The 1,194-nt window shown below is 38.6% G+C and carries 1 protein-coding gene; it reads right to left on the minus strand.

Translation table 11 applies throughout. The features are described from left to right. Nucleotides 1-898, minus strand: an 898-nt coding sequence (locus tag FKR84_RS13205) for an IS110 family RNA-guided transposase (protein WP_141422785.1), incomplete at its 3' end; no start/stop codon positions are given. Between the last annotated feature and the right edge of the window lie 296 nt (nucleotides 899-1,194).

Genomic DNA, 1,194 nt, shown 5'->3' on the forward strand with positions numbered 1-1,194 from the left:
TTTCATTTTTTCCCTGTTCATCGACCCTTCGCCGGTAATACTGCCTAATTTCAGGATTGTGCTGCAGGGCTGTTTTGGAACATTGGTCCAGCAAACTCTTTATTTTTTTATTGGCCAAGTGACTTACTTTTGTTTTGCCCCTAATGCTTGTTCCAGAAGAATTGGGAAAAGGGGCAGTCCCACAGTAAGATGCGAATTTCCTCCAATTTTCAAATTTGGTAAAGCCCTGTGTATAAGCGATCATATACAAAGCTGTCTGTGGACCAACACCTTTGATGCTTGTAACCAAACCATATATTTTATCGAGCTTCCGGTTTTCTTTGATAATCCTGTTCATTTCCTTCTCGACTTTTTTTATTTTTTTAGAGAAGTGACCGATCATTTCCTCTTGTGCGTTCAGCAGTATTTTATTGTCCTTTTGCTTTAGGACACGTTTTTCCTCTTTCAATGAGGCTTTATAACCAGCCCTTTGTTTGACCAAACGATCCCTTAATGAAAGAAGGCGTTTAAGCGATTGCAGGTCTTCTGACGGCATTTGGCAGGACTCAAGTTCCTCCCGCAATCGATAGGCATACAAGGCTATTTTCGCGGCATCAACTTTATCGTCCTTTCCGCGCGAAAGCCCCAAAGACCTTTTTATTTCCAGACCTGGGATTGCTACATATCTCATGCCAAGTTCCGACAATGTGGCCGATAATTGGAGTGAATAAAGTCCAGTATGTTCAAAGGTAAATATCATTTCTTCTCTATCAAAGTCCGTGTTCTTCAGCACCCACTTAATCATCTTTGCAATGTCTTTTGGGCAGTTCTCAAAAACACGGTGCATTTTTTTGTTATGGATATGCACATCGAGTGTTTTTTTACTGACATCGATACCGATAGTTTCTTTTGTTTCCATAATTTAGTGGTTTTAAATGGTTGCTTTGACTAACACCTTTACTAGGTAAATTGCTAAAATTCTATTTGGTCCTTGCAACCAGGTTAATAAAGAACGGGGACTAATACGGGACTAAGGCCATTAGCCTAGAGGCTTCGGAAGTTCACCCCGTTCTTTTTTTGTTTATCAACAAATTTAGACTTATCAACAAAGAAAAAAAGAAGCAAAAAAAGAAATTTTCATCATCATTATCATCCTTTTTAAAATAAGTAAATTTATGTATTGCAAACCTAAAGGACGCTTCGGGATTTGTCAAT

This window comes from Haloflavibacter putidus (assembly GCF_006546625.1).
Taxonomy (GTDB): domain Bacteria; phylum Bacteroidota; class Bacteroidia; order Flavobacteriales; family Flavobacteriaceae; genus Mesonia; species Mesonia putida.